At 68.4% G+C, this 21,340-nt stretch carries 20 protein-coding genes; 5 read left to right on the top strand and 15 right to left on the bottom strand.

Translation table 11 applies throughout. From position 1 onward, the window contains the following. Positions 1-76: 76 nt before the first annotated feature. Together NFL01S_RS17765 and lepA are read right to left on the bottom strand one after the other, a co-directional pair. Positions 77-2,554: a hypothetical protein gene (locus tag NFL01S_RS17765; RefSeq protein WP_157116638.1), complete on the bottom strand. Its 2,478-nt coding sequence runs from the start codon at positions 2,552-2,554 to the stop codon at positions 77-79. 143 nt (positions 2,555-2,697) lie between these two features. Continuing rightward, positions 2,698-4,608, bottom strand: a complete 1,911-nt coding sequence (lepA, locus tag NFL01S_RS17770) for a translation elongation factor 4 (protein ID WP_371851833.1) — start codon at positions 4,606-4,608, stop codon at positions 2,698-2,700. Between the two features lie 428 nt (positions 4,609-5,036). On the opposite strand from lepA, the gene NFL01S_RS17775 reads away from it, so the two are divergent. Then, entirely contained in the window at positions 5,037-5,618 is a 582-nt protein-coding gene (locus tag NFL01S_RS17775; protein ID WP_062976731.1) for a type II toxin-antitoxin system PemK/MazF family toxin, read from the top strand. A 22-nt stretch (positions 5,619-5,640) separates the two neighbouring features. Here NFL01S_RS17775 and NFL01S_RS17780 read toward each other — a convergent pair whose 3' ends face one another. Next, on the bottom strand, positions 5,641-6,435 hold the full coding sequence (locus NFL01S_RS17780) for an aquaporin (protein ID WP_062976733.1): 795 nt from the start codon (positions 6,433-6,435) through the stop codon (positions 5,641-5,643). 318 nt (positions 6,436-6,753) lie between these two features. Between NFL01S_RS17780 and rpsT the strand changes: the two genes are divergently transcribed. Both rpsT and NFL01S_RS17790 read left to right on the top strand, forming a co-directional pair. Beyond that, positions 6,754-7,014 (top strand): 30S ribosomal protein S20, encoded by a 261-nt coding sequence (gene rpsT, locus NFL01S_RS17785; protein WP_062976735.1) that lies wholly within the window; start codon positions 6,754-6,756, stop codon positions 7,012-7,014. Positions 7,015-7,161: 147 nt separating this feature from the next. Beyond that, the gene (locus NFL01S_RS17790; RefSeq protein WP_062976737.1) at positions 7,162-7,407 is read left to right on the top strand and encodes a hypothetical protein; all 246 of its coding nucleotides are present in this window, start codon (positions 7,162-7,164) and stop codon (positions 7,405-7,407) included. A gap of 145 nt (positions 7,408-7,552) precedes the next feature. On the opposite strand, the gene holA is transcribed toward NFL01S_RS17790, so the two are convergent. From holA to NFL01S_RS17845, 12 genes are all read right to left on the bottom strand, one after another. After that, complete coding sequence (gene holA / locus NFL01S_RS17795; RefSeq protein ID WP_062976739.1) at positions 7,553-8,524, bottom strand: DNA polymerase III subunit delta; 972 nt, start codon at positions 8,522-8,524, stop codon at positions 7,553-7,555. Positions 8,525-8,805: 281 nt separating this feature from the next. Then, positions 8,806-10,440 (bottom strand): ComEC/Rec2 family competence protein, encoded by a 1,635-nt coding sequence (locus tag NFL01S_RS17800; protein WP_245670755.1) that lies wholly within the window; start codon positions 10,438-10,440, stop codon positions 8,806-8,808. A 649-nt stretch (positions 10,441-11,089) separates the two neighbouring features. Continuing rightward, positions 11,090-11,983 (bottom strand): ComEA family DNA-binding protein, encoded by an 894-nt coding sequence (locus NFL01S_RS17805; protein ID WP_084492836.1) that lies wholly within the window; start codon positions 11,981-11,983, stop codon positions 11,090-11,092. A 154-nt stretch (positions 11,984-12,137) separates the two neighbouring features. Next, a complete protein-coding gene (locus tag NFL01S_RS17810; RefSeq protein WP_062976741.1) occupies positions 12,138-12,980 on the bottom strand; it encodes a DegV family protein in 843 nt (280 codons plus the stop codon). A gap of 3 nt (positions 12,981-12,983) precedes the next feature. Further along, a complete protein-coding gene (gene octT / locus NFL01S_RS17815) occupies positions 12,984-13,778 on the bottom strand; it encodes a diglucosylglycerate octanoyltransferase (protein ID WP_174555701.1) in 795 nt (264 codons plus the stop codon). 94 nt (positions 13,779-13,872) lie between these two features. After that, positions 13,873-14,040 (bottom strand): hypothetical protein, encoded by a 168-nt coding sequence (locus NFL01S_RS35550; RefSeq protein ID WP_157116640.1) that lies wholly within the window; start codon positions 14,038-14,040, stop codon positions 13,873-13,875. Further along, positions 14,030-14,689, bottom strand: coding sequence for a histidine phosphatase family protein (locus tag NFL01S_RS17820; RefSeq protein WP_062976743.1), 660 nt, complete (start codon positions 14,687-14,689; stop codon positions 14,030-14,032). The genes NFL01S_RS35550 and NFL01S_RS17820 overlap by 11 nt, the downstream gene beginning before the upstream one ends. After that, a complete protein-coding gene (gene rsfS, locus NFL01S_RS17825) occupies positions 14,686-15,165 on the bottom strand; it encodes a ribosome silencing factor (RefSeq protein WP_168433952.1) in 480 nt (159 codons plus the stop codon). The genes NFL01S_RS17820 and rsfS overlap by 4 nt, the downstream gene beginning before the upstream one ends. Further along, positions 15,162-15,839, bottom strand: coding sequence for a nicotinate-nucleotide adenylyltransferase (gene nadD / locus NFL01S_RS17830; RefSeq protein WP_062976745.1), 678 nt, complete (start codon positions 15,837-15,839; stop codon positions 15,162-15,164). Before nadD ends, rsfS begins: the two co-directional genes overlap by 4 nt. Before the next feature lie 39 nt (positions 15,840-15,878). Next, entirely contained in the window at positions 15,879-17,285 is a 1,407-nt protein-coding gene (locus NFL01S_RS17835) for a vWA domain-containing protein (RefSeq protein WP_062976747.1), read from the bottom strand. 2 nt (positions 17,286-17,287) lie between these two features. Then, entirely contained in the window at positions 17,288-18,181 is an 894-nt protein-coding gene (locus NFL01S_RS17840; protein WP_062976748.1) for an AAA family ATPase, read from the bottom strand. A 346-nt stretch (positions 18,182-18,527) separates the two neighbouring features. Further along, on the bottom strand, positions 18,528-19,793 hold the full coding sequence (locus NFL01S_RS17845) for a glutamate-5-semialdehyde dehydrogenase (RefSeq protein WP_062976750.1): 1,266 nt from the start codon (positions 19,791-19,793) through the stop codon (positions 18,528-18,530). Positions 19,794-19,857: 64 nt separating this feature from the next. On the opposite strand from NFL01S_RS17845, the gene NFL01S_RS17850 reads away from it, so the two are divergent. Further along, complete coding sequence (locus tag NFL01S_RS17850; RefSeq protein WP_062976752.1) at positions 19,858-20,721, top strand: ribokinase; 864 nt, start codon at positions 19,858-19,860, stop codon at positions 20,719-20,721. Between the two features lie 53 nt (positions 20,722-20,774). Further along, positions 20,775-21,215 carry a DMP19 family protein gene (locus tag NFL01S_RS17855; RefSeq protein WP_062976754.1) on the top strand — a complete coding sequence of 147 codons (441 nt, stop codon included), beginning with the start codon at positions 20,775-20,777 and terminating at the stop codon, positions 21,213-21,215. The last annotated feature ends 125 nt before the right edge of the window (positions 21,216-21,340 follow it).

Consider the following 21,340-nt stretch of genomic DNA (forward strand, 5'->3'; position numbering starts at 1 on the left):
ACAACACGTCATACGGCCACGATCGGCCGTTTCACCCCCGCCCACCCGACCGGATCCAATCCGGGATCGTGAACCGTCAGAAATATACCCAGAAGCCGGGGTCGGGAACCGGGTCTTCGGCCGGCGACCCTGTATGCGGCACAAATCCCGCCGACAGATCACCGGTCAGCTCGCCACCGGCGAACCCCAGCACCGTGTGATCGGTGTAGGGCGTAGCGGTGGCGACCCCGTGCACATCGTACGGAACGACCACGGCGCCGTGCTCGGCGATCGGCTTCACCTGTGGCGCGGGCAACGGTGTCGGCATCGGCTGCGGCATCGGCTGCGGCATCGTCGGCAGCTGCGCGTCGGGCATGCTCGGCTGCTGGGCGGGCATGCTGACCGTCGGCACTTGCGGCTGCTCGATCGTCGGCACCTGCGGCGCAGACTGATCCGCGGTCGGAATCTGCTGAGTGGGCAGATCGACGGTGGACGGAGTGGTGCCCGAGGTCTGCTCCCCGGCACTCGGTGTACCGGCACTTCCACCGGTGGGTTCGGTGGTGCCACCTGTGTCACCGGTGGAAGAGCCCGGCGCGGTGGTGGTCGCACCGCCGGATTCGCCGGTGGTGGAGGCCCCCTCGGTGGCGGTGCTCGACTCCCCGGAACTGCTCGTCGGTGCCGATCCGCCGGTCTCGGTGGTCTCGGCGAGTTCCGTGGGCGTAGTGGAACCGTCCGGCGAGGTGGTGCTGTCCTGGGGGGAGGTCGTAACGCCCGGCAACACTGTCACGCTGCCACCGATCGAGGTCGGACTGCCGTCGGTGGTGGTGGTTCCGCCCGGGCCGGTCGTCGTCGAGCCTCCCGGGCCCGTCGTCGTCGAGCCGTCAGAGCCGGTGGTCGTGGTATCCGGTGTCGTCGTGACACCGTCGGAGGTGGTCACGGGCGCCGTAATGGTCGGCAGCACCGTGGTGGAATCACCCGGCAGCGTCGGCTCGGTGGGCAACTCCGGTGTCACCGGCTGCGGCAGCCGGTGGAAGAGGTCCGGCAGCTGGGCCGCCGGGGCGGTCAACGGCGAAGGCCCCGCCGGCGGCTGGAAGACATGCGCGACCGGGCTGGTCGCCACATCCGGCTGCACCGTCGTCTGCAACGGAGTGGCCGCGACCGGCTGCACCGCGGGAGCCACGGCCGCCGGCGCCACCGGCGGCGGAACCGGCGCCGCCACAACCGGAGCGGGCGCCACGGGCGCCATCGGAGCGACCGCAACCGGCGCCGGAGGCGCCACCGGGGCAACGGCCATCGGTGCGGGGGCAGCGGCCGGTGCCACCGATATCCCGGAGGTCGCCGGGCCGGCGCTACCCGCCGCATTCTGCGCGGAGGCCGTACCCGTTCCGTTGCCGGTACTGCCGCCCACCGCAATCGCGGCATCGTCGCGCTGCACCGCCGCGTCCACATCCGCCGGACCGCCGGGTTCCGGAACACCCGCCTGCCCGCCTGCGAACGCCGATTCCGCAGCACCGGTGTACATCCAGCCGGTGTACTGATCGAGCTGATCGTCGAGGGAGAAAGCGCCATCGGCCGTGATGCCGAAATCCCAGGCGCTGTCGCCCCGGACACCACCGGCGCTATCCGATTCGGCCTGCACCGACCCACCGGCGCCGCCGGCCGCCGGCCCGGCGAACCCGCTACCACCCGCATCCAGGGAGTACTCGAACCAGGCGCTGTCGTCGCCGGAACCGCCGTCGCCCGTGGTCGTCCGCGCGCCACCCAGCAGATCGGCGAAGCCGAAATCCCGGTCGGCGGGCCCGGAATCGGAGCTCTGTGCCACTGTCTTCGGCTGGCCGACCGGATTCAGGCCGAACCCGGGCAGGTCGAAGATATCGGTTTTGAACGCATCGCCGGGTGCCGGTAGATCGAAACCGCCGGACGCACCGGGACCTTCGTTCCCCGTGCCGGGAAAATTACCGTCCAGCCCCGGAATATCGCCCCCCAGGCCGGGAATACTGTCGAATCCCGGGATCCCCCCGGGGGCATCCGGGGGACCGAACTCCGGCAGACCCGGGATATTCGACTCGGGCACACCCGTTCCCGGAGCCCCGGGGACGAAATCGGATCCGGGAAAGTCGCCGTCCGGGCCGCCGGGAATCAGCTCCAATCCCGGAACCTGGTCCATGTACGGCGAGCTGTAGGAGTCCAGATCCTCGAAGCCGAATTCGCCCGGACGACCGACCTGGATATCGAAGCTTCCGTGTGGCAGCGGCACGGTAACGCTGGCGTCGCCCGGCGAACCGAACGGCATATCTTGCGGCGCAACCGGTTCCGGGTCCGGAAAGGTGACCACCGGGCTGGGCACATCGGGATCCGGATCGACATTGTGCGCCCAGCCGGCATTGCGGCTGTCCAGTTCCTCGGGCGAGGCCGGGACACCGCCGCCGTTGGCAGCAACCAGCGCGCCACCGGTCACATACGCGCCGCCGCGGGCAACTCGCGCGGTGGCGCTGGCAATACGATACGCGGCGTCACCGCCCCGCTCGGCGACCTCTTCTTCGTCGTCGAACGGCAGATCACTCGCCATTGGCATAACTCCACTCTCGCGTGCACCGGCGACCGCGCCGCCGTCGTCCGGCGCGGATCCGCCACCAGCCTATTGTCGACATCTACGGCTGTCACATTTTCGTTATCAGCAGATATCCAGGCGAGGCGAGGGGCAGCGGAACCCGGCAGCTACTTCTTGTCCTTCGGTTTATCGGACTGGGCGTCCGAGGACAGCGCCGCCACGAACGCTTCCTGCGGGACGTCCACCCGGCCGATGGTCTTCATCCGCTTCTTGCCTTCCTTCTGCTTCTCCAGCAGTTTGCGCTTCCGGCTGATATCGCCGCCGTAGCATTTGGCCAGCACATCCTTGCGGATGGCGCGGATGTTCTCGCGCGCGATGATCTTCGAACCGATGGCCGCCTGGATCGGCACCTCGAACTGCTGGCGCGGGATCAGCTCACGCAGTTTGGTGGTCATCTTGTGGCCGTAGGCCTGCGCAGCGTCGCGGTGCACGATGGCACTGAACGCGTCCACGGCCTCACCCTGCAACAGGATATCGACCTTCACCAGCTGCGATTCCCGTTCGCCGGCCTCCTCGTAGTCCAGTGAGGCGTAGCCGCGGGTACGCGATTTCAGCGAATCGAAGAAATCGAAGATGATCTCGGCCAGCGGCAGGGTGTAGCGCAGCTCCACCCGGGTCTCGGACAGATAGTCCATCCCGCCGAGGTCGCCGCGGCGCGACTGGCACAGTTCCATGATCGCGCCGATGAACTCGCTCGGCGCGATGATCGTGACCTTCACCACCGGTTCGAAGACCTGGCGCACCTTGCCTTCCGGCCAGAACGACGGGTTGGTCACGGTGTGCTCGGTATCGTCCTCCATCACCACCCGGTACACCACGTTCGGTGCGGTGGAGATCAGGTCGAGCCCGAATTCGCGCTGCAACCGCTCCCGGGTGATCTCCATATGCAGCAGGCCCAGGAAGCCACAGCGGAAACCGAAACCGAGGGCCACCGAGGTCTCCGGCTCGTAGGTGAGCGCGGCATCGTTGAGCTGGAGTTTGTCCAGTGCGTCCCGGAGAACCGGATAGTCGGAGCCGTCCACCGGATACAGCCCGGAATACACCATGGGCCGGGGTTCGCGATATCCGGTGAGCGGTTCGGTGGCGCCACCGCGGGCGGAGGTGACGGTATCGCCGACCTTCGACTGCCGCACATCCTTGACACCGGTGATCAGGTAGCCGACCTCGCCGACTCCCAGGCCCTGCGTGGGCTTGGGTTCCGGGGAGACGATCCCGATCTCCAGCAGCTCGTGGGTGGCGCCGGTGGACATCATCTTGATCTTCTCGCGCGGGGTGAGCTTGCCATCCACCACACGGACATAGGTGACCACACCGCGGTAGGTGTCGTAGACCGAGTCGAAGATCATCGCCCGGGCCGGTGCGCCGGCGTCGCCGACCGGCGGGGGCACCCGCTCGATCACCCGATCCAGCAGCTCGGTCACGCCGACCCCGGTCTTCCCGGACACCCGCAGCACATCTTCGGGCTCACAGCCGACGATATGGGCCAGCTCGGCGGCGTAACGCTCCGGATCGGCGGCCGGTAGGTCGATCTTGTTGAGGACCGGGATGATCTCCAGATCCTTGTCCAGCGCCAGATACAGGTTCGCCAGCGTCTGCGCCTCGATCCCCTGCGCGGCGTCCACCAGCAGGATCGCGCCCTCACAGGCCTCCAGCGCCCGCGAGACCTCGTAGGTGAAGTCGACGTGGCCCGGGGTATCGATCAGATGCAGGACGAATTCCTCGCCCACATGCTCGCCGGTCCCGGGCGTCCACGGCAGCCGCACGTTCTGAGCCTTGATGGTGATACCGCGTTCGCGTTCGATATCCATCCGGTCGAGGTACTGCGCGCGCATCTGCCGCTCCTCCACGACCCCGGTGAGCTGCAGCATCCGATCGGCCAGCGTCGACTTGCCGTGATCGATATGCGCGATGATGCAGAAGTTCCGGATCCGCGACGGATCGGTGAACGTCGTATCGGCGAAGCTGGCGGGCACTCCACTCCTCATGGGTATCGGGCGTACTGGCGACCATCGTCCCATGGTGAGCCGGACCACCGGCCCCCGGTCCCGCCCGCGCCCACCTTCTACCGAACGGGCCGCTACGCACCGAGCGACTTGTCCGGCGCTACTTCGCAGCCCCACCGCAGCACCGCTTGCGGTGTGTCCGGGCCGCTACCGGTCCGCCGCGTACAGGAGGCGCTGCCCGACAGCGCCTCCTGCGCAGCTCGGACCGGGCTGTAGCGCCGGACGGAAACCCCTGGTCCGGGCGCCGGGCGGCCCGGACTATGGCCATGCCAGGGATTGCGCGCATGGACGCCGACCGGTCCGAAGCAACGGCACACGCACCCAACCGCCACCTGGCCACACCCGGCAGCGAAACCCCGGTTCTCCCCAGGCGACTGCCGTCGTAACCCCGGCAGCATCCGCGGCGATACTTCCCCGGCCGGGTGTGCCGTTATCCTCCTGAGATGCCCCGCAGTTGGAACAGTCTCGGCAAGCAGCTCACCGCGATCGCGATACAGCAGGGGCCGAAGCTCGTCCGGCGGCAGGCACCGCGACTGGTGGAAGCGCTACTGGTCCGTGGCAGCTCCCGCGCCACCCGCCGCGCCCCGCGCGCGGTGACCGGATCCAAGGGCATCCCCGTCCGCCCGGCGGCCTCTACTCCGGTACCGACCGCCCAGCGCGCCCGCCGGGTGGTCTACGCGCCCCAGCTCGACGGCCGCGCCGACCCCGGCGAAATCGTATGGACCTGGGTGCCCTTCGAAGAAGATCCGGACAACGGCAAGGACCGGCCCGTGCTGGTGGTCGGGCGCGACGGACGCACTCTCCTCGGGTTGATGCTCAGCTCGAACCCGGACCGCGACCACCATCCCGAATGGGTCGGGATCGGCGCCGGAACCTGGGACCACCAGGGCCGCGCCAGCTGGGTCCGGCTGGACCGGGTACTCGATGTCCCCGAGGACGGTATCCGCCGGGAGGGCGCCATCCTGCCGCGCGCGCTGTTCGATCGGGTGGCGCATCGCCTGGTCCGGGAATACCACTGGAGCTGAGCCGAGCCCCGGCACCGCCGGATCAGGCCTCCAGTTCCCGGGACCGCCCGAAAAGCATCCCGTACAGCAGTGCGCCGAGCACGCCGCCGATCAGCGGGAACAGGATGAACGCCCACAACTGCCCCAGCGCCCCGTCCTGGTAGGGCGCTACGGCCAGGCTGCGGGCCGGGTTCACCGAGGTGTTGTCGACCGGGATCGAGATCAGGTGGATGAGCGCAAGGGTGAAGCCGATGGCCATTCCGGCCTGCGGAATCTCGGAGATCCGGTCGGTCGCGGCCAGCACCACGAAAACGAGCAGCGCGGTCAGCATCACCTCGACGATGATCATCGCCGCCATCCCGTACCCCTCCTGGATCACCACCTCGCCGCCCGGACCGGTGACCGCCGACGGGCTGTGTTCGCCCCAGCCGTTGGCGCCCAGCCCCGCCGATGCGCGATCGTAGGAGGGCAGGTTCTTGGCAATCGCGAACAAGACCAGACCGGCGAGCAGACCGCCTATCACCTGGGAGACGATGTAGCCCACCGCACTCATCGGCGAAAGCCGGCCCATCATGAGCTGCCCCACCGTCACCGCGGGGTTCACATGACAGCCGGATACCGGCCCGATCGCGTAGACCAAGACGAGCAGCGACAGGCCGAACGCCAGGGCAACCCCCAGCGGGCCCACCTTCTCCCCGGCCAGAACTGCCGTCCCGACACCCCCCATCACCAGGACGAACGTGCCGAGTGCCTCGGCGATCCATTTCTTGGTATCGGAGATATCCGCGGGCTCGACACCTTCGAGTACAGCTTCTCGTTCTTGCGCAGTGGGAGACATGAACGCCGCCTTCCGAGAAGATCGCCGCCCCGCCCGATACCGGGGCGCGCACCGGGAAAACCTGGGTCCTGCTGCGAAACCATATGGGCCGAACTTCTCGGCACCTTACGCCGCACGAATGCTATTCACAACGACATCGGGCCAGGTCAAGGCGTTGCAACACACCCACGATTTCGCGGCCACGCCCCCTGCTGGTAACCTGGCCAATCGGCATTGCCGTACCCCGCGCCCGGAGTGTTCCGAGCCGGCTGTAATCAGGATTGGTACGCGCAGACAGACTTTTCCGACCGAACCAGACAGGAACCAGAGGATACCGGCGTGGCCAATATCAAATCCCAGATCAAGCGGATCCGCACCAACGAGGCGGCGCGCCAGCGCAATCAGTCGGTGAAATCCGAGCTGCGCACCCATATCCGCGCCTTCCGGGCCGCCGCCGCGGCCGGCGACAAGGAAGCCGCCGCCACGCGCCTGCAGTTCGTGAGCCGCAAGCTCGACAAGGCCGCCTCCAAGGGCGTCATCCACGCGAACCAGGCCGCCAACAAGAAGTCGGCGATGGCCCTCGCACTGAACAAGCTCTGACAGCTCGAACTCTTTCGGACAAAGCCGCCGCGGCTTCGATGACCACGGCGGCTTTTGGTATGCCCGGTCTCGGTCAGCGCATGTTTTCCGCGGCGGTACCGGATGGCGGCCGCCCGAAGGCCGAGCGCCTGTCGTAGCATGCGGCCCATGGTTATGTTGTATGCGAACCAGTCGGTCGTCCAAGCCGAGGATCTGCCCGGCGTCATCCGCGCCGCCGAGGTACTCGGTATCGGCGTGAAAATCGAGAATGTGCTGGTCCCCGCCGATGACGACGGTAGCCAGGTCGTCGTCTGGATGGTCACCCGTGAGGAGGAGGCCCCCGTCTACGAAGAGTGGGACGGGCGTTTCGACGAGGTCGCGGAGGAAGCGCTGGAACTCAGCGCAGTCGACTAGCCGGCCCGCCCGGACCGGCAGTACACACTACGTTCCCTCGACACCCTTCGCGCGGCTTCGGCACCGCGGCCACATCCGCACATCCCGGCAGCCTCCAGCGCGGCGGCCACACAGTCACATCCCGGCAGCCTCGAACTCCGTGGCCTCAGTCACGTCCCTGGAGCGCCAGCAGCTTCAGTACGGCGTGCTCCAGGGCAAACCCCGAGTCCGCGGCTCCACCTTTCACATCCGCGTTCAACGTCGCCACGACCTGCAACGCGGAGCCGATCGCGGCCGGTGACCAGCCGCGTGCCTGCCCCTGCGCCTTCTTCACCTTCCACGGCGGCAGTCCCAGCGGTCCCGCAAGTTTGAACGGGTCACCGCGCCCCGCCGACCCGACCTTGGCAATCGTATGCACGGAATCGGCGAGCGCGTCCGCGAGCACCACATGCGGAACCCCGCGGTCCTGCGCCCAGCGCAACGCCTCCACCGCACCGGCCCTGTTCCCGGCGACGGTCAGATCCGCGACCTCGAAACCCGATACTTCGGCCTTGCCGGAGTAGTACCGCCGCACGGCCGCGAGATCGATCTTCCCGCCGGTATCGGCGACCAACTGTGAGCAGGCAGCCGCCAGCTCCCGCAGTTCCGACCCGACCGCGTCCAGCACCTCCTGCACGACCTCACCGGAGACCCGCGTTCCCGCCGCCCGGAATTCGCTCCGTACGAATTCGGCGCGTTCGGAGGCCTTCGTGAGTTTGGCGCATTCATGGACCTCCGCCCCGGCCTTCCGCAGCGCCGGCACCAGCGCCTTGGCCCGGCCACCACCGGAATGCACCACCATCAGCACCACGCCCTCGGGCGGGGCTGCGACGGCCTCGGTGATCACGGCAACCGCATCCTTACCGGCCTGATCCGCCGATTCGAGAATGATCACCCGATCCTCGGCGAACAGCGAGGGACTCAGCAGCTCGGCCAGTTCCGCACTACTGGCATCACCCGCGCGCAGCCGATCGACCGGGACGGAGTCCGGATCGGGGGCGACCGCCCGCACCTGCGCCGTCACCCGCGCAATCGCCCGCTGGATCAGCAGTTCTTCTTCCCCCAAGACCAGGTGCACCGCCGCCGCTCGCTCGTTCACGGCTCCGATCGTACGGCCGGACCCCGACCGTTCCCGGAATCGACCTCACCGGGCGCTGCATCCGCTCGGAGGCATACGGTACGAGACTGCACACTGTCCGGCTGACCGAGCAGGCCGACACCACCGCCCGTCCCCTTCTTGCGCCGATAGATCCCCTCGGCCTTCGGCCCATACACCGAGCCTGTCCGCTATGTACAAACCGGCAGCCGGACCGGTACGCCGTCGTCCAGTGGACACCGCGGCCGGGCATACAAGGCGCCGAGCCGCGTGCCGAGCACTGCTCACCAGTGCAACCACAGGAGCAGCGGTAGACAAGCGGCGCCAACGCCGAGTGCTGTGGCCACCAGGTATCGCCGTAACCCGGCAACGCGCAGCGCGGCGATCCCGACAGCCACAGCGCAGGCGGCGAACAGCCCGCCGGGCGACCCGCCCGGCACGGTGAGCACCGCACCGGGGAGAGCGGCGGCCTCGGTGGCCACGGTGAGCAGCCACCACAGCGGTGGGCCGGTGAGGTGCAGGATCAGCTCCGCGGGCGGGTACCAGCAGGTGGATACCACCGCGGCGGTGGCCCCGAGAACGGTGATCGGCGCGATCACCGGTGCCACGAGGATATTCGCGACCACCGCCACCATGCTGACCTTGCCGGACAGAGCGATGGTGATCGGCGTGGTGACTATGAAGGCCGCGGCGGCCACGGCAACGAGTTCGGCAGGCAACCGCCACCACCCGTGTGCCCGGAGATAGTCGGCCCAGCTCGGCGCCAGCAGCAGTAAAGCGCCCGTGGCCAGGACAGAGAGCGCGAACCCGGCCTGCACCGCGAGTGCGGGCCAGAGCACGAGCAACCCGATCACTGCGGCACAGAGGGCGGGCAGCGCATGTTTACGTCGACCGGTCAGGAGGGCGAGCAGCGTAACCGACCCCATAGCGGCCGCCCGCAGGACGCTGGGGTCGGGCCGGGCGATGACGACGAAGAAGATCAGTGCGGTCGCAGTCGCGCAGAAGGACAGCCCTGGACCGCAGGTCAGAACCCGGGTAAGTGCCAGCACGGCGGTCAGCAGCACGGAGAAGTTGGCACCGCTCACTACACACAAATGCTGTAGTCCGGACGCGACGAAATCCTCGTGGACTCGATCGGGCAAACCCGAGGTGTCACCCACGACCAGTGCGGGAAGCAGCCCGGCCGCGTCCGGTGCGAGCGTGGACCGCGCGACGGCGGCCAGATCCGCGCGCACCCCTGCGGCCAGAGCCTGCCACCACGGCAACGGCCCCGCCGCGGCCGGCGGACCGACCGGGCGGAGCGTGACGACCGTCAGATCGTGTTGCCGCGGAGGCGCGGTTCGGGCACGGAATTCGATGGGCTGCCCGGGCAACAGTTCACCCCAGCGCCGACCGGCCGCCAGGACGACCACCGACCCGCCCGCCCGGACCACCTCGTCGCGGTAGCGGAACTCACGTAGTCCGGCACGTACCACCCAGAGCCGACCGGCTCCGGAGCCACTGCTCCGCACGGGTTTCGGATCGTCGGACGGAGTGATCACCACATGCACCGTCACCTCGTCCGGCACCGCCCGGAGCGGATGCACGCTCACCTGATGTTCGCGCCATGCACCCGCCAGCGCGAACCCCGCGCCGAGCACGACGGCACCGATGATCGTCGTCGCGACCACGCGATTGCGCTCACTGCGGTGAGCTATTCCGGCCCACAACAGGGCCCACGAGACGAGTGCCACCAACGTCAGCGCGACCGCCACCACGATCCCGGTGAGCCAGCCCGCAGCGACAGCCGAGATCGTTGCCGCCCAGCAGGCCAGGGCTGCGGGGAGCAGCCGGACGTCCAGGACCTGAGCAACGTCATCGGAACCATCTCCGGGCCGGCCATGTCGATCCGCATTCTCGGCACTGTCCGCGCCGGTCACCGGCGGAACCGGGCGATGGTCCGCACAAGCCACCAGCTCCACTCACCCGCACTGTCATTCGGTGCGGGAGCACCGGGAAAAACAGCGGCGAGCGCGCTCGGGACGCATCGGATCTCACGGAACTCCGGCACGCCTCCCGGCCGACCCGCACCGCTCGCTCGGGACCCCCTCGCCACGGCCGGGCCGGCCTCTGCACAGGTGGCGACACGCGAACCGGAACGACGCACCACCGACTGGAACCCCGGTTCGCTACGAGCAATCAAGTCCGGCGCGGCAGTCCGCACACCCGGAAAGCCGGGCGGCCCGCTCCCCGCGTCCACCGTCACCGGCGGGACGACTTGCGGGCCCTCTCCGGCGGCTCGCCACACTGCGGGCCGATGGACGGCAACCGTCGCGGCGAATTCGCGATTGCCGCTCATCATGCTCAGCGGCGAGAGGGCACTACCGGCAGGACTCGATGCTCCCGGACTATCCGAGACCGAATCCCCGGCGATTTGCCCCGTGCGGGTTCGCCGACGTTCGGGTTCGTCGGCCGGATCGACAGCGCCACCCACATTCCCCGGAGCACATCGACTCGCCCGACCGTCCGCTGTCGAACGGCTCGACCGCGCCGGCGTCCCGGTCCCCGGCCCGGTTCCGCCCGCCTCGGTCATACCGTCACCACTTCCCTGAGCCGCGCGAGACGGGCCGGACCGATGCCGTCGACCTCGGCCAGTTGTTCCACATCGGTGAACCGGCCGTTCGCCTCCCGCCAGGCGATGATCGCCTTCGCGGTGACCGGGCCGACACCGGGCAGCGCGTCCAGGTCCGATTCGGTGGCGGTGTTCAGGTTCACCGGGGTACCGGCGGAGGGCCCTGCGCCGTCGGCCTCCGGATCTGCCGCCACGCTCTTTCCGGCGCTCACCGTGGCGCTACCGGGCGGCGGGGTCGCGGTATCGGCGGGGCCGACCCGGACCTGGTCACCGTCGGCGAGGCGCTGGGCGAGGTTGAGCCCGGTCAGATCGGCACCGGAAAGTGCTCCGCCGGCGGCGGCGAGGGCGTCGGCGACTCGGGCACCAGGTGGTAAGCGGACCAGACCGGACTGGTGCACCAGGCCCACCACGCTGACCACCAACTCGGCCGGTGCGGGCGGGGCCGGTGCGGTTCCGGACGCGGCGGGTGCCGAAGCGGAGGCCGGTACCGCGGCCGGTAGCGCGGTGGGATGGGCGGCCGGTAGCGGGGGGACGGGCTGCGCGACCGGGCGCTCCCAGAACACCACCACCAGTGTGACCAGAAAAGCGAGGAGCCCGACCCCCGCCATGGTCGCCACACCGCGACGGCCCGGGTCGAGCCGTGCGCCACGGAATCGGGGCGGTATCAAGCGTTCTCGCCAGGTGGGCGTTCCGGGCCCGGCGTCGAGCCAACGCGGAGTCCGGACGCCGTCGTCATCGTCGGTGAGTGCGGTATTCGGGTGCGGCGTATCTATCCCGGGATCGTCGCGCCGGCCGCCGAGGTATCCGCCAAGCTGCCGATGTACCCGCTCCCGCTCGTCTTGTCGTGCCATGCTCGCGACGCTAGGCCTGGAGCGGTGCCCGATCTCTGGGCCGACCAGGCACTGCGGCCAACCTGTGGACAACCCTGGTCTGTGGATAACCCTGCTTGCGCATCGGACCCGCCGAACGGGCGCCGCGGCCACCCGGCACAACTGTGCGGTGAACTCAGCCCCAGCCGCCGGGGAGTACCAGGACGCCGACCGCCCCCACCCCGAGGTGCACCCCGAGCGCGGGACCGAATTCCGCCGTCAGAATCTCCCGGACCTGCGGAAGTCGTTCACGCAGCTGAGCGACCACCGTTTCCGCCGCATCGGCCGCATCCAGATGCTGCACCCCCACTACGGCTTCCCCGGACCCGGCGGCGGCCGCGGCGGCCGCCACCAACTTCACGACAGCCTTCGACCGGGTGCGCACTTTCTCCCGTAACTCCAGCCTGCCCTGCACCAACTGCAGGATAGGTTTGCTCACCAGTTCACTGGCGAAGAATCCCGCCGCCGTACTGAGTCGTCCACCGCGGCGGAGCTGTTCGGTGCGGTTCACCAGGATGAAGGTGTGGGAATTCTCCGCCGCTGTAGCGGCGGTCCGGTGCACCGCTTCCAACGGTGCCCCCGCGGCGGACGAACGGGCGGCGGCCAGTGCCGGCAGCCCCGTCGCGAGGCCGGCACCGAGCGAATCCACCAGTAGCACGGATTCTTCGGCGCCCATATCCCGGACTGCCTGGCGCCCGGACTCCCAGGTGGCGGACAGCTGCCGGGACAGATGCACCGCGACCACGCCGTCGCCGCCGCTGCGCGCCAGTGCCGCGGTGTACGCATCGCGGAGCTCACCGGGAGATGGCGCGGAGGTACTGACCGAATCCGCGGTGTAGTCGATATCGAGGTCGTCGACACCTTCGCGGTGCGTCGTGTCCCCGACGAGGACATGCAGGGGCACGATATCGATACCCAACTCGCCGATGAGGTCCGCGGGCAGGCCGGCGGACGAATCTGTGACGACCACGACCGCCACGGCTCACCCCACCTCGCGCAGGGTTTTCACCATCGATGTGGCGACCTCGGAATGCCCGTCCCAGCCCCAGTGGATTCCGTCGGGGTTGGCGTCGCCGGAGAAGATGTTGTCGTGCACGGCGGCCTTCAGATCGACCAGCGGCACACCGGTCCGCGCCGACCAGCTCTCGAGTGCCCGCACTGCCGGTTCCCGGCCGCGGTGCACCCGCCCGTAGGCGTCACAATCGTGCACCGACGGCAGTACCGCCACCATCGGCAGGTCGGGCCGCAGCTGGGCCAGCGCCGTACGGCACTGCTCCAGGTAGTCCACGCTGATCTCCGGCGGCAGCGCTACCCGGCTGCCCAGCTTCGAGGCCCTGGGCTGGACCCACTGGTAGACCGAACGCACAACCCGGCGAAGCCCGGCAGGCCGGACATAGCGGATCAGTTCGCGGAGCGCGGTGGGCAGCGGCGAGGGCAGCGAATCCATACCGCCCACCGCGAAAACCACCGCACCGGCATACGGTACGGCCGCCCAGACCCGGGGGTCGCCGATCAACGCCCAGTAAGCGTCGCGGCAGGTCCAGCCGATACGGGCGACCAGTTCGACATCCCAGTCGAGTTCGGACGCCACCAGATTCGGCCAGATCCGGGGATGGTCGGCGGGTAGCCCGCCTTCGGGGCCGAAATAGGACAGCGAATCGGCGATCACCAGCAGAACCGGCCGCTTGCGGGCCGGATCTGCGGATACGGAATCCTCGAGCGGAAGTGCAGTGGCAGCACCGGCGGTGGCGTCCGCGGTCGAACCGGTGCCCGGCATGGGATGCGGGCCGGCCGAACCCTGTACCGTCCCGGCCGATTCCGGCCGGCTCGTATCCTCCGACCTGGCTGTCACTGCGCGACCCTCCTGATGATCAGACTGCCTTACGCATATCGTCGCCGTCGGCACTGTCGGCGTTCTCGTCCTGTTGCGGCTCGGTCGCCGGGCCGAACAGCGCATCGGGTAGCGCGCGTTCCGGTTTCGCCGAAACCCGCTGGAACAGTTCGTCCGGAATCTGCCGGTTCAGGTCTTCAGATGACATCGGGTGCTACTTTCGCCGCTGCGTTCCACACATCGAGACGCCAGCCGGGCTTCTCGATGCTCGGACCGTGGCTGCTGAGCTGCACCCAGCTGGCATTGGCGAGCCCACCGAGGGCCGGCCAGTTCTGAGGCGGCAGGTCGAGCAATGCGGCCGTGAGCGCGGCGATCAGCCCGCCGTGCGCCACGAGAATCATAGTGGCGCCCGGCCAATCCCGCCGCTCGGTGAACAATTCCTGCACCACCGGCAGCGCCCGGGCGCCGACCTCGAGCTTCGATTCGCCGCCCGGCGGGGTGTAGGTGGCGTCCATCCGCCATTCCAGGCGCGCGCCCGGATAGAGCGAATCGACCTCCACATCGCCCATCCCCTGCCAGTCACCGAGATGGGTCTCGCGCAGGCGCGGCTCCCGGACCACCTCCAGGCCGGAATGCTCCGACAGCGCCTGCGCGGTCTCGTAGGCCCGTTTCAGGTCCGAGGAGACCAGGCCGATCGCCTTGTGCGATACGAGCTCCCGTGCGGCTTCCTTCGCCTGCCGCCGGCCCAGATCGGTGAGATCGGTATCGATCTGGCCCTGCATCCGATCATTGGCGTTCCACTCGGTTTGGCCGTGCCGCAACAGGATCAGGGTGCGTGCACCGGTTTTCTGTGTCACTCGGTCTCCCCAGCACTTTCCTCATCGGCGGCCTCGGGCGCGCTGTGTTCATTCGGCGTGACCGAGGGCCCCGCGTGGTCCCGCTCCGCGACCGCCTCCGGGCCCGGCTCGTTCATGCCGATCCCCTCGACCGGAACGACGGGGCAGTCCTTCCACAGCCGTTCCAGCGCATAGAAATTACGTTCGTCGTTGTGCTGGATGTGCACCACCACATCGACATAGTCCAAGAGCGCCCAGCGGCCCTCGCGGGTCCCTTCCCGGCGAACCGGTTTGTGCCCGGCGGCACGCAGTTTCTCTTCGACATTATCGACGATGGCGTTCACCTGGCGCTCGTTCGGCGCCGAAGCGATCACGAAGCAGTCGGTGATCACCAACTGCTCGGAGACGTCGAGTACCACCACATCGGCGGCCAGTTTCTCGTCCGCGGCCAACGCGGCGACGGTCGCCATCTGCACTGCCTCGGCTGTCGCAGTCATGGTGTGGTTCCCCCTGGTCCTCGGTTCACGCTTCCATTACCTTCCGCTTGCGCCGGCACATAGAGGTGCCGTTTCGATATGTATTGGACGACCCCGTCCGGCACCAGGTACCACACGGGCCGGCCCTCGGCCGCGCGCCGGCGGCATTCACTCGACGAGATGGCCAGCGCGGGGACCTCGATCATCGTGACCGCGTCGTCGGGCATGCCGCGCAGATGGTCGGCCAGATGATCGATGTTCAGCTCGTACCCCGGCCGGCTGACGCCCACGAACTTCGCCAGCTCGAACAGTTCCGCCCAATCCTGCCAGGTGAGGATGCTGGCGAGCGCGTCCGCCCCGGTGATGAAGTAGAGCTCGGCGCCCGGATACTGGGCGTGCAGGTCGCGCAGGGTGTCGACCGTATAGGTCATCTTGCTGCGGTCCACATCGGCCCGGCTCACCGAGAACCGCGGGTTCGAGGCGGTGGCGATCACCGTCATCAGGTAGCGGTCCTCGGCCGGGCTGACCCGCCGGCCCGATTTCTGCCACGGCTGGCCGGTCGGGACGAAGATGACCTCGTCGAGATCGAACCGGTGCGCGACCTCGCTGGCCGCGACCAGGTGCCCATGGTGGATGGGATCGAAGGTGCCACCCATCACCCCCAGCTTGGGTCCGCCCCGGCCTGTTCCGCGCATGAGTGTCGAGCTTAACGGGGGGTTCGCGGCGGGTTCCGGTCAGACCGGCAGCAGCCGGGAGACCACGGCCGTGAGCTGGGACGCGGACCGGCATTCGTGCATTTCGATGACCTGCTGGTAGCGGTCGGCGGCCGAATCACCGGACCCCCAGTTCTGACGCGGTTCCGGGTTGAGCCAGTGGGCGTGCTTGGCGGTATCGACCAGCTGGGACAAGGTGGAGAGTTCCGGGTCGCGGTAATTGGTGCGGGCGTCGCCGAGGATCAGCAGTGAGCTACGGCTGGTGACGGCGTCGGCGAAGCCGTCGGCGAAGCTTGTCAGGGCGCTGCCGTAGTCGGAATGGCCGTTGAAGCCGACGATATCGGCCTCGGCGAAGATCCGCTGCATGGCTTCGTCGAGCCGGGTATGTGGATCGAAGAACCGGGTCACCTCGTCGGTGTTGTCGACGAAGGCGAAGATACGCACCTTCGAGAACTGCTCGCGCAGGGCGCTCACCAGCAGCAATGTGAAATTGCTGAATCCGGCGACGGAACCGGAAACATCGCACAGCAGCACCAGCTCCGGGCGGCCGGGTCGCGGTTTACGGTTCACCAGGTCGATCGGGACCCCACCGGTCGACATGGATTTGCGCAGCGTTTTCCGCAGATCGATTTCGCCGCGCCTGGCATGCCGCCGGCGGGCCGCCAGCCGGGAGGCGAGGATCCGTGCGAGCCGCTGCGTACTGCGTTTCAGCTCGGCCAGCTCGTTCTGCGAGGCACGCAGGAAATCCACGTCCTCGGCCTGCCGGGCGACCCCGTACGAAGCGACCCGTTCCCGGCCGATCCGTTCGGCCACCCGCCGCCGTGTCTCGGCCTCCACCGTCCGGCGGAAGTTGTCGATCCGGCCGCGGGCCGTCCGGCGCGCGATCTCGGTATCGAAATCGCTCATATCCGGTGTGGTCATCCCGGCCAGGATCTGCGCCAGCAAGGTCTGCGGCTGGATCTCCTTGAGCGCCTGATACGACGAGAACGACGCACCGCGCGCCGACTGGTACTGCCCGAGTTGCTCCACCAGCTGCGCGGCCATCAGCGCCTGCGCGCCGCCGGAGTTCTCGTCGGCGAGCATTTCGGCCAGCATCTGTCGCAGTGCCGGTACGTCGAGGCGGCCGTCGTCGCGGTACGGCAGTTCGATCTCCGCGGCCGCATCGCGCTCACCGATCGCGACGGGGAACCACAGGTCGAACAGGCCGTCGTAGGTGGCGCGGTGCGTGGTGCGCCGCAGCAGGGCACAGGCCAGGCCCTCTCGCACAGCTTCCCGGTCCATGAGATCGAGGACGGAGAGCACACGGCCCGCGTCCACCGTTTCCGAGGGACCCACCGGGATCCCGCGCGCCCGCAGCGCCTCCACGAACCCCACCAGATGCCCCGGCAGACCGTGCGGGGCCGGTGGCCGGTCCTCGGTGACCGCCATGATCAGACCGGTTTCAGCTCGGCCAGCGCGCGCTGGTGGTCGCTGCGGTGCTTCAGCACGACCCCGAGGGTTTCGCGCACCGTCGTATCGTCGAGGTCGGTATGCCCCAGCGCGAGCAGTGTGCGCGCCCAGTCGATCGTTTCGGCGACCGACGGCAGTTTCTTCAACTGCATCCCGCGCAGCACATGCACGATCCGCACCAGCTGCGCCGCCACGGCCTGTGGGAGTTCCGGCACCCGGCTGGCCAGGATGCGCCGTTCCAGGTCTTCGTCCGGGAAATCCAGGTGCAGGTACAGGCAGCGCCGTTTCAGCGCCTCGGACAGCTCGCGAGTGGCATTGGAAGTCAGCACCACGAACGGTTTGCGTTCGGCGGTGATCGTGCCCAGCTCCGGGACGGTCACCGCGAAATCGCTGAGCACCTCGAGCAGCAGTCCCTCGATTTCCACATCGGCTTTATCGGTTTCGTCGATGAGCAGCACCGTCGGGTCGCTACGCCGGATGGCGGTGAGCAGCGGCCGCGACAGCAGGAACTCCTCGGTGAATACATCGGCCTTCGTCTCGACCCAGTCGTTTTCACCGGAGGCCTGGATACGCAGGATCTGCTTGGCGTGATTCCACTCGTAGAGCGCCCGCGCCTCGTCCACACCCTCGTAGCACTGCAACCGCACCAGTTCCGCGCCCGAAGTCTGCGCTACCGCGCGCGACAACTCGGTTTTGCCGACACCCGCCGGGCCCTCGACGAGCAGCGGCTTACCGAGACGATCGGCCAGGAAAACCGAGGTCGCGGTCGCCTTGTCGGCCAGATAGCCGGTTTCGGCGAGGCGAACCTGCACATCATCGACCGACGCGAAGATCGGCTCCTGAACCGGCGGGATGGGGGAACTCGCGGGCTCCATGGGGCGTCCTTCCGTCGAACTCTGCCCATCCCACGCTACCGGGCCGGTGAGCGACCGGCCTCGTCCCCTGGGGCCAAGAGACCCAGCTCACGACCGAGCCCTGCCACTGGATAGTCGGGCAGGCGCAGGCGGGGTTCGCGGCCCGACGACAAGGACGCCTGAATCCACGCGTCGAGCCCGCGCCCGGCCACTCGGCCACTCGGCCACTCGGCCACTCGGCCACTCGGCCACTCGGCCACTCGGCCACTCGGAAGCGTCCGCCCACCGAGAACCGGCCGCAGGTCCGCTCCCGGACGGTCCTCGGGGCGGTACCGTGCCGCGAACCGCCTTGCCGGTGCGGTACCGCTTACACGGGCCGGATCTGGCCCGATCCCCGGACGATCCACTTGGAAGAAGTCAGTTCCGGCAACCCCATCGGCCCGCGGGCGTGCAGTTTCTGGGTGGAGATACCGATTTCGGCGCCGAAGCCGAACTGCTCACCGTCGGTGAAGGCGGTGGATGCGTTGACCATGACGGCCGCGGCGTCCACCCGGCGGGTGAACTCGTCGGCCGCCGCGAGTTCGCCGGTGACGATGGCTTCGGTGTGGCCGGTGCCCCAGGTGTTTATGTGGTCGACAGCGGCGTCGAGATCGTCGACAACTTTCACCGCGATATCGAGGGTCAGGTATTCCTCGGCCCAATCCTTGTCCGTGGCCGGAGTCATACCGTCGAGATCGCCGTGCAAGGTGACGCCCTTGTCGGCCAGAGCCTTGCCCAGCCGCGGCAGGGCGGTTTCGGCGATGGCAGCGTCGATCAGCACGGTTTCGGCGGCATTGCATACGCTGGGCCGGCGAGTTTTGGCGTTGATCAGGATTTCCTCGGCCATATCGAGGTCGGCGCCGGAATGGACGTAGACGTGGCAGTTGCCGGTACCGGTTTCGATGGTCGGGACCTGGGCGTCCCGCACCACGGCGTTGATGAGGCCGGCGCCGCCGCGCGGGATCACCACATCCACCAGGCCGCGGGCCTGGATCAGGTGGGTCACGCTGGAGCGGTCCTCGCTGGGCAGCAGCTGGACGGCGTCGGCCGAGAGGCCCGCCTCGGTGAGCGCGGACCGCAGCACCTCGACCAGCGCGGCATTCGACCGAACCGCCGACGACGACCCGCGCAGCAGCGCTGCGTTACCCGATTTCAACGCCAGCCCGAAGGCGTCCACGGTGACATTCGGCCGGGCCTCGTACACCATGCCGACCACCCCGAGCGGCACCCGGACCTGCCGGATCTCGAGCCCGTTGGGCAGCGTCGAACCACGTTCCACCACACCCACCGGATCCGGCAGGGCCGCCACCTGGCGCAGGCCGGCGGCAATCCCGTCGACCCGGTCCTTGGTCAGCCGCAGCCGGTCCAGCAGCGAATCCTCGGTCCCGGCCGCCTTGGCGGCCACCAGATCCTCGCCGTTGGCTTCCAGCACCGTATCCGCGGCGGCCAGCAACGCATCCGCCGCGGCGTGCAGTGCCTCGTTCTTCCGGGCCGTGGTGAGCTGGGCGAGCACCCGGGACGCGACCCGGGCCCGGCGTGCAGCCCCGTGCACGGCCTCGCGCATATCGAACTCAGCGGTGGTCTCTGCCGTCATAGGTATATAGCCTACGCACCGGGAAAACCGGATTTCACCGGTGCTCACGCGTTACGTTCTCCCTGTGACCACGCCACTGATCGCCGTGCTCGGCAGTATCAACATGGACCTGGTGACCACCACCGCGACCCGTCCCGCGCCGGGCGAGACGGTACTCGGCCGCGGTTTCACGATGGTGCCGGGCGGTAAAGGCGCCAACCAGGCAATCGCGGCGAGCCGGGCCGGTGGGCAGACCATGTTCCTGGGCGCGATCGGCACCGACGTATTCGCCCCACGGCTGCGCGCCGTACTCACCGAATCCGGCGTGGACACCACCGGGCTGCGGGTGATCGACGGGCCGAGCGGTATCGCGACGATCGTGGTCGACGATTCGGGCGAAAACACCATCGTTGTGGTCGGCGGCGCCAACTCCTCGATGACAGGCTTGACCACCACTGACCGCGCGGTCATCGCCGCCGCCGACATCCTCGTCTGCCAGCTCGAGATCCCCCTCGAGACCGTGACAGCCGCCGCTCGGCACGCACGCGCACACGACACCACGGTGATCCTCAACCCGTCGCCTGTGCAACATCTTTCGGATGAGCTGTGGGAACACGTGGACCTCGCCGTGGTGAACACCGGCGAGTCCGAGCATTTGGGCAGCCTACTCGACCGGGTGCCACACGTGGTGGTCACGCTCGGCGCGCACGGTGCCCGGCATCGTGGGCCCGACGGTGTGGAAACCACCGCCACGGGGCCCGCGATCCAGGTCGTCGACACGACCGGCGCGGGCGATACGTTCACCGGAGCACTCGCCGTGCGCTGGGCACAGGGACCGGCCACCGCTCTGCGCTTCGCCTGCACCGCGGGATCGCTGGCGACCACCGCGCTCGGTGCCAGTGCGTCGATTCCGTGGCGCACCGAGATCGAGGCTGCCATTCCCGGCTGAATCTACTTGCGCGCCAGAATGTCACCGGCCGTTCGGTCGCCTAGGCTGACCGAATGAGCGTGTACAACAACCGCTTGCAGACGCTGGCCCAGCGGGCACGGCAACTCATGGCCGATACGGAAGATCTGGACGAATCGACCTGGGATCTTGCCCACCTCACCGTTCTGGCCGCGCGTTTCGACTATGAAGTGAACAATGGCGGCTTCGAACAGCTGATCTTGAACATCAGCAATCAGGGGGAAGATGGGGTGCTGGAACAACTGGACGACATGTTGCGCACCGTGAACGCACCGGTCGCGTTGTCCTTCTACATACGCGCGGCGACGCGCTGCGCCGAGAACCTGGACGACTACCGCGATTTCTTGACCAATCCCACCGCACCGACCGAACTCGGCCGAGACCTGATAGTGGTCAGTATCGAATACCTGAACGGCGACATCAGTTTTGCCGACGAGATCACCGAGTTCCTCGACTACGCGCAAACCCAGCTCTGAGCCGCTTCCTTCGCTTTCGGCGAAGCGGTCAAGACACCGCTCCCGGCCCGGCGGCCGGACCGGCCGGCACCTCGAAAAATCGGATGCCCGCCCGCGACACGCGGCCTACCGTGAAGTACGGCGGC

This window comes from Nocardia flavorosea NBRC 108225 (assembly GCF_001613385.1).
Taxonomy (GTDB): Bacteria; Actinomycetota; Actinomycetes; order Mycobacteriales; family Mycobacteriaceae; genus Nocardia; species Nocardia flavorosea.

Bases quoted from the DNA above. Each gene is read 5' to 3' on its own strand.
- NFL01S_RS17780 (WP_062976733.1), bottom strand. From the start codon at position 6,435: ATGTCTCCCACTGCGCAAGAACGAGAAGCTGTACTCGAAGGTGTCGAG.
- NFL01S_RS17790 (WP_062976737.1), top strand. From the start codon at position 7,162: ATGGTTATGTTGTATGCGAACCAGTCGGTCGTCCAAGCCGAGGATCTG.
- octT (WP_174555701.1), bottom strand. From the start codon at position 13,778: ATGCCGGGCACCGGTTCGACCGCGGACGCCACCGCCGGTGCTGCCACT.
- rsfS (WP_168433952.1), bottom strand. From the start codon at position 15,165: ATGACTGCGACAGCCGAGGCAGTGCAGATGGCGACCGTCGCCGCGTTG.
- nadD (WP_062976745.1), bottom strand. From the start codon at position 15,839: ATGCGCGGAACAGGCCGGGGCGGACCCAAGCTGGGGGTGATGGGTGGC.
- NFL01S_RS17765 (WP_157116638.1), bottom strand. From the start codon at position 2,554: ATGCCAATGGCGAGTGATCTGCCGTTCGACGACGAAGAAGAGGTCGCC.
- NFL01S_RS17855 (WP_062976754.1), top strand. From the start codon at position 20,775: ATGAGCGTGTACAACAACCGCTTGCAGACGCTGGCCCAGCGGGCACGG.
- lepA (WP_371851833.1), bottom strand. From the start codon at position 4,608: ATGGGACGATGGTCGCCAGTACGCCCGATACCCATGAGGAGTGGAGTG.
- NFL01S_RS17845 (WP_062976750.1), bottom strand. From the start codon at position 19,793: ATGACGGCAGAGACCACCGCTGAGTTCGATATGCGCGAGGCCGTGCAC.
- NFL01S_RS35550 (WP_157116640.1), bottom strand. From the start codon at position 14,040: ATGTCATCTGAAGACCTGAACCGGCAGATTCCGGACGAACTGTTCCAG.
- NFL01S_RS17840 (WP_062976748.1), bottom strand. From the start codon at position 18,181: ATGGAGCCCGCGAGTTCCCCCATCCCGCCGGTTCAGGAGCCGATCTTC.
- NFL01S_RS17775 (WP_062976731.1), top strand. From the start codon at position 5,037: ATGCCCCGCAGTTGGAACAGTCTCGGCAAGCAGCTCACCGCGATCGCG.
- NFL01S_RS17835 (WP_062976747.1), bottom strand. From the start codon at position 17,285: ATGGCGGTCACCGAGGACCGGCCACCGGCCCCGCACGGTCTGCCGGGG.
- NFL01S_RS17805 (WP_084492836.1), bottom strand. From the start codon at position 11,983: ATGGCACGACAAGACGAGCGGGAGCGGGTACATCGGCAGCTTGGCGGA.